Source organism: Kitasatospora sp. NPDC036993 (assembly GCF_055607525.1).
In genome coordinates, this window is sequence record NZ_JBVJRP010000039.1 from 1 (window position 1) to 7,504 (window position 7,504).

The following is a 7,504-nucleotide window of genomic DNA, read 5'->3' on the forward strand; positions in this document are numbered from 1 at the left end:
GACTCCACCAGGCGGAACAGCGCCACCTCGACGGCGAACAGCGCCGCCTGCGTGTACGCCGTCTGGTCCAGCAGCTCCGAAGCCTCGAACACCACGTCCTTCAACGGGAATTCGAAGCGGGCACATACCTCGTCGAAGGCGGCGGCAAAGGTCGGGAACGCCTCGTACAGCTCCCGGCCCATCCCCGCCCGCTGGCTCCCCTGCCCCGTGAACAGGAACGCCAGCTTCCCGTAAGCGACAGTCTCCGTACCCGACTCACCAGCCGCCAGCCCCGCAAGACCCGCCAGCAGTTCCTCCCGGTTCCCGCCCGACACCACCGCACGGTGGTCGAAGCGCGCCCGCGACACCGCCAACGAGAAGCCGACATCCACCGGCGACAGCTCCGGCCGCTCCCCCACGAACGCCGCCAGCCGCCCGGCCTGCGCCCGCAGCGCCGCCTCCGACTTGCCCGACACCACCCACGCGACAGGGGCATCGACGGTGGCCTCCGCCACCTCGACCGGCGCGCTGTCCGGAGCCTGCTCCAGGATCACGTGCGCGTTGGTCCCGCTGATGCCGAAGGACGACACCGCCGCGCGGCGCGGACGCCCGAGCTCCGGCCAGTCCCGCGCCTCCGTGAGCAGTTCGACCGCGCCCGCCGACCAGTCGACGTGCGGGGTCGGCTCGTCCACGTGCAGGGTCTGCGGGAGGACGCCCTCCTGGAGTGCCAGCACCATCTTGATGATGCCCGCGACGCCGGCAGCGGCCTGGGTGTGGCCGAGGTTGGACTTGATCGACCCGAGCCAGAGCGGCTCGCCCTCCTCGCGGCCCTGCCCGTACGTGGCCAGCAGCGCCTGGGCCTCGATCGGGTCGCCGAGCGTGGTGCCGGTGCCGTGCGCCTCGACCACGTCCACGTCGCTCGTGGTGAGACCCGCGTCGGCCAGGGCCTGGCGGATCACCCGCTGCTGCGAGGGGCCGTTCGGGGCGGTGAGGCCGTTCGACGCACCGTCCTGGTTGACGGCCGAACCCCGCACCACCGCAAGCACCTTGTGCCCGTTGCGCTGCGCGTCGGACAGCCGCTCCACGAGCAGCATGCCGACACCCTCCGACCAGCCGGTGCCGTCGGCCGCGCCCGCGAAGGGCTTGCAGCGGCCGTTCAGCGCCAGACCGCGCTGAAGGGCGAAGCCGGCGAAGGTGTCCGGGGTGGACATGACCGTCACACCGCCGACCAGGGCCATCGAGCAGTCGCCGCGCCGCAGCGACTGGGTCGCCATCTGGAGCGCGACCAGCGAGGAGGAGCACGCCGTGTCGACGGTCACCGCCGGGCCCTCGAAGCCGAAGGTGTACGAGACACGCCCGGACACCACACTGCTCGCGCTGCCGTTGCCGAGGAAGCCGGCCAGCTCCTCCGGGATCTCGGTGAGCCGGGAGGCCCAGTTGTGGTACATCACGCCGGCGAACACGCCGGTCTGGCTGCCGCGTACGGAGGCCGGGTCGATGCCGGCCCGCTCGAAGGCCTCCCACGACGCCTCCAGCAGCAGGCGCTGCTGCGGGTCCATGGCGAGCGCCTCGCGCGGCGAGATCCCGAAGAAGGTCGGGTCGAAGTCGGCCGCCTGCTGGAGGAAACCGCCCTCCAGGAGGTAGTCGGACGCGGGACGGTCGGTGTCACCGTCGAACAGGCCGTCCAGGTCCCAGCCGCGGTCGGCCGGGAACGGCACGATGCCGTCGCCGCCGGCCAGCAGGAACTGCCACAGCCCCTCCGGCGAGGTGATCCCGCCCGGGTAGCGGCAGGCCATCCCGACGATGGCGATCGGCTCGTCGTCCATCGCCGTGCGGACGGCCGTCGGCTCGACGACCTCGGGCTCCTCGCCCAGCACCTCACCGAGCAGGAACTCGGCGACGGACACCGCGTTCGGGTAGTCGAAGACCAGCGTCGCCGGCAGTCGCAGACCGGTCGCCGTCCCGAGCTGGTTGCGCAGCTCGACCGCCGTCAGCGAGTCGAAGCCCAGCTCCTTGAACGCCCGCTCCGGCTCCACCGCCGACGCGCCCTGGTGACCCAGCACCCCGGCCACCTGGCCGCGCACCAGCTCCAGCAGCAGCGCCCGCCGCTCCTCGGCCGACAGACCCGCCAGCCGCTGGGCCAGCGCACCCGTCTCCGCCGTCGCCGCCTGGGCCGCCCGGCGCGAGGAGACCCGCACCAGGGACCGCATCAGCGGCGGCACACCGACCGCCGGGGCCTGCGCCCGCACGGCGGCCAGGTCCAGCCGCATCGGCACCAGCAGCGCCCGGTCCGACACCCAGCCGGCGTCGAACAGTTCCAGGCCCTCGTCACTCGACAGACCGGCCAGCCCGCCCCGGTTCATCCGGTTGAGGTTGGTGTCCCCGAGGTCGCCGGCCATGCCGCTCTGCTCCCAGGCACCCCAGGCCAGCGAGGTCGCGGCCAGGCCGAGCGAGCGGCGGTGCTCCGCCAGCGCGTCCAGGAAGGTGTTGGCGGCGGCGTAGTTGCCCTGACCGGCGCTGCCCATCACACCGGCGACGGAGGAGAACAGCACGAACGCCGACAGGTCCAGCTCACGGGTCAGCTCGTGCAGGTTGTGAGCCGCGTCCACCTTCGGACGCAGCACCGCCTCCAGCCGCTCAGGCGTGAGCGAGCCGATCACGCCGTCGTCCAGCACACCGGCCGTGTGCACGACCGCGGTGAGCGGGTGCCCGGCGGGAACGGTGGCCAGCAGGGCGGCGAGCGCCTCCCGGTCGGCGGCGTCGCAGGCCGCGACCTCCACCTCGGCCGCGCCCAACTCGACCAGCTCGTCCGCCAGTTCCCGCGCACCCTCGGCGGCCAGGCCGCGGCGGCTGGTCAGCACGAGGTGACGGACGCCGTGCTCGGTGACCAGGTGACGGGCGACCAGCGAACCCAGCGCACCCGTACCGCCGGTGACCAGCACCGTCCCGCCCTCGGCGAGAGCGACCTCGGTCGCGCTCGTCCGGGAGGCGCGGACCAGCCGCGAGACGACGATCTCACCGTCGCGCACCACGGCCTCGGTCTCGTCCGAGCCGAGGACCGACCAGAGCAGCCCCGGGGTCACCGAAGCGTCGGCGTCCACCAGCACGAACCGGCCCGGGTTCTCCGACTGCGCCGTCCGCACCAGACCCCACACCGGGGCACCGGCCAGCTCGTCGCCCAGCGCACCCCGCGTCACGAAGACCAGGCGGGATTCGGCGAAACGCTCCTCCGCCAGCCAGCCCTGCACCAGCTCCAGCGCCTCCAGCGCCGACCGGTGAGCGGCGCCCACCACGTCAACGCCCTCGGACGACGCGACCGGCGCGAACACCACCTCCGGCACCGAACCGGCAGCGGCCAGCTCCGCCAGACCGGCATACCCGGTGCCACCGGCGAAGACACCCTCCGCCGCACCCAGCACCGCCCACGAACCGGCACCGGCCGCCGGCAGCGCCAGCACCGACCAGTCCAGCCCGAACAGCGCCTCGTGTGCCGTGTCGCGGCCCGCCGACTGCTGAGCGGCGAGCGGACGCAGCGCCATCGACGCGACGGCGGCGACCGGGGAGCCGGTCTCGTCGGCGGTCGCGATGGACACCGCGTCCGTGCCGGCGGGTGACAGCTTCACCCGCAGGACGGACGCGCCGGTGGCGTACAGGGACACCCCGCTCCAGGCGAACGGCAGCCACGAACCCTCGGCGGTGGCCGTGTCCACGAACTCGCCCAGGGCCACGGCGTGCAGCGCGGCGTCCAGCAGCGCCGGGTGAAGACCGAAGCCGTCGACCGACACGCCCTCGGGCAGCGCGATCTCCGCGAAGACGGCGTCCTCGGCACGCCAGGCGGCGCGCAGGCCCTGGAACACCGGACCGTAGACCAGGCCACCGGCGGCCAGACCCTCGTACAGGTCCTCCACCTCGACCGGCTGGGCGCCCTTCGGCGGCCACACGGACAGGTCGAACGCCGGCTCGGCGGCGCGGGCCGCCAGGAAGCCGGCCGCGTGCCGCGTCCACGGCTCGTCGTTCTCGGCGTCGTCCGGGCGGGAGTAGACCGCGACCGGACGCAGACCGTCCGCGCCGGCCGCCTCCACGGAGACCCGCAGGGCGATACCGCCCTGCTCGGGCAGAACAAGCGGGGCCTGGAGCATCAGCTCCTCGACCTGACCGAAGCCCACCTGGTCACCGGCGTGGATCGCCAGCTCCAGCAGGCCCGTACCCGGCACCAACACCGAACCCGACACCGCGTGATCAGCAAGCCACGCGTGCGACTGGAGCGACAGGCGACCCGTCAGCAGGACGCCGTCCGAGTCCGGCAGAGCGATCGCCGCACCCAGCAGCGGGTGACCGGTCTTCCCCAGGCCCAGGCTCGTCGCGTCGCCGGCCGCGGCGGTCGCGCGCAGCCAGTAGTGCTGGTGCTGGAAGGCGTACGTCGGCAGGTCGATGCGGCGCGCGCCGCGACCGGCGAAGACACCGTCCCAGTCGAGCGCCGCGCCCCGGGTGTGCAGGCCGGTGACGGCCTGGGTGAAGGACAGTGCCTCCGGGCGGTCCCTGCGCAGAACGGGCGCGAAATGGCCCTCGGCAATCTCCTGCGCCAGAGCCGACAGGGTGCCGTCCGGACCCAGCTCCAGGAACGTGGTCACGCCCTGAGCGGCGAGGTAGGCGATGCCGTCGGCGAAGCGCACAGCCTCGCGGACGTGGCGCACCCAGTACTCGGGCGAGGTCAGCTCGGTCGCCGGCTCACCGGTCACGTTGGAGACCACCGCGAGCTTCGGCTCGGAGTAGGTGAGTTCGGACGCCACGGCACGGAACTCGGCCAGCATCGGCTCCATCCGCGGCGAGTGGAACGCGTGGCTCACCCGCAGCTGACGGCCCTTGCGGCCCTCGCTCTTCCAGTACTCCAGCACCTCAAGCACAGCGGCCTCGTCACCCGAAACCACCACCGAGGAAGGCCCGTTGACCGCCGCGACAGCGATCTCCGACTCCCGGCCCGCCAGCAGCGGCAGCACCTCGGCCTCGGTGACCTGGATCGCCGCCATCGTGCCGCCCGCGGGCAGCGCCTGCATCAGCCGGCCACGCGCCTCCACCAGCTTCGCGGCATCGTCCAGCGACAGCACACCGGCAACGTGTGCAGCAGCGATCTCACCCACGGAGTGACCGACCAGGAAGTCGGGCTTCAGACCCCACGACTCCACCAGGCGGAACAGCGCGACCTCGACGGCGAACAGCGCCGCCTGCGTGTACGCCGTCTGGTCCAGCAGCTCCGAAGCCTCGAACACCACGTCCTTCAACGGGAATTCGAACCTGGCACACACCTCGTCGAAGGCGGCGGCGAACACCGGGAACGCCGCGTACAGCTCACGCCCCATCCCCGCCCGCTGGCTCCCCTGCCCCGTGAACAGGAACGCGAGCCCGCCGGCCGAGGCGACCGCCCCGGCGGCGCCCCCGGCGGCCACCGCCGCGAGGCCCGCCAGCAGTTCGTCCCGGTCCGTACCGGAGACGACCGCACGGTGGTCGAAGCGGGAGCGCGACAGCGCCAGCGAGTACCCGACATCGGCGGGCGACAGCTCCGCCCGCTCCCCGACGAAGGCCGCCAGGCGCGCGGCCTGGTCCCGCAGCGCCGCCTCGGACTTGCCCGACAGCACCCAGGACACCGGAGCGTCGACCGTCACCTCGTCGGCCTGGACGGCCTTCTCGGCGGGCGCCTGCTCCAGCACCACGTGCGCGTTGGTGCCGCTGATGCCGAAGGACGACACCGCCGCCCGGCGCGGACGCCCGACCGCCGGCCAGTCGCGCGCCTCCGTGAGCAGCTCGACCGCGCCCGCCGACCAGTCGACGTGCGGGGTCGGCTCGTCCACGTGCAGGGTCTGCGGCAGCACCCCGTTGCGCAGCGCCATCACCATCTTGATGATGCCCGCCGCACCGGCGGCCGCCTGGGTGTGGCCGAGGTTGGACTTCACCGAGCCGAGCCAGAGCGGCTCGCGGCCATCGCGCCCCTGGCCGTACGTGGCCAGCAGCGCCTGGGCCTCGATCGGGTCACCCAGTCGGGTACCCGTCCCGTGCGCCTCGACCACGTCTACGTCACCCGTGGTCAGACCCGAGTCGGCCAGGGCCTGGCGGATCACCCGCTGCTGCGACGGACCGTTCGGGGCGGTGAGGCCGTTCGACGCACCGTCCTGGTTCACCGCCGAACCCCGCACCACCGCAAGCACCTTGTGCCCGTTACGGCGCGCGTCCGACAGCCGCTCGACGAGCAGCATGCCGACGCCCTCCGACCAGGACGTGCCGTCGGCCGCGCCCGCGAAGGCCTTGATCCGGCCGTCGGAGGCCAGGCCGCGCTGGAGGGCGAAGTCGATGAAGGTGTCCGGGTTCGGCATGACGGTGACGCCGCCCGCGAGGGCGAGCGTGCACTCGCCGCGGCGCAGGGCCTGCGCCGCGAGGTGCAGGGTGACCAGCGAGGAGGAGCACGCCGTGTCGACCGTCACCGCCGGGCCTTCGAGGCCGAAGGTGTAGGAGACGCGACCGGACACCACGCTGCTGGAGTTGCCGGTGCCGAGGAAACCGCCGACACCGTCGGGGATCTCGGTGACCCGCGCCGCGTAGTTGTGGTACATCACGCCGGCGAACACGCCGGTCCGGCTGCCGCGCACCGACGCCGGGTCGATGCCGGCCCGCTCGAAGGCCTCCCAGGAGGCCTCCAGCAGCAGGCGCTGCTGCGGGTCCATGGCGAAGGCCTCGTGCGGCGAGATGCCGAAGAAGGCGGGGTCGAACTCGGCGGCCTCGTGCAGGAATCCACCGGCCAGCGCGTACGTGGTGCCGGGCTGGTCCGGGTCCTCGAGGAACTGCTCCTCGACGTTCCAGCCGCGGTCCGTCGGGAAGCGCGAGGTTCCGTCGCCGCCGGCCAGCAGGAACTGCCACAGCCCCTCCGGCGAGGTGATCCCGCCCGGGTAGCGGCAGGCCATGCCGACGATCGCGATCGGCTCGTCGTCCATCGCCGTGCGGACGGCCGTCGGCTCGACGACCTCGGGCTCCTCGCCCAGCACCTCACCGAGCAGGAACTCGGCGACGGACACCGCGTTCGGGTAGTCGAAGACCAGCGTCGCCGGCAGTCGCAGACCGGTCGCCGTCCCGAGCTGGTTGCGCAGCTCGACCGCCGTGAGCGAGTCGAAGCCCAGCTCCTTGAACGCCCGCTCCGGCTCGACGGCCGACGCGCCCTGGTGGCCCAGCACCGCGGCCACCTGGCCGCGCACCAGCTCCAGCAGCAGCGCGCGGCGCTCCTCGGTCACCAGGCCGACGAGCCGCTGGGCCAGCGCGCCCGTCTCGGCCGTCGTGGCCTGCGCCGTCCGGCGCGAGGAGACCCGCACCAGGGACCGCATCAGCGGCGGCACGCCCACGGCCGGGGCCTGCGCCCGCACGGCGGCCAGGTCCAGCCGCATCGGCACCAGCAGCGCCCGGTCCGACACCCAGCCGGCGTCGAACAGTTCCAGGCCCTCGTCACTCGACAGACCGGCCAGCCCGCCCCGGTTCATCCGGTTGA

The 7,504-nt window shown here is 73.4% G+C and carries 1 protein-coding gene; it reads right to left on the reverse strand.

Features of this window, described 5'->3' with window-relative positions; translation table 11 throughout:
* A partial coding sequence (locus ACZ7C5_RS37710; RefSeq protein WP_470324433.1) for an SDR family NAD(P)-dependent oxidoreductase occupies window positions 1–7,504 on the reverse strand: 7,504 nt, incomplete at both ends.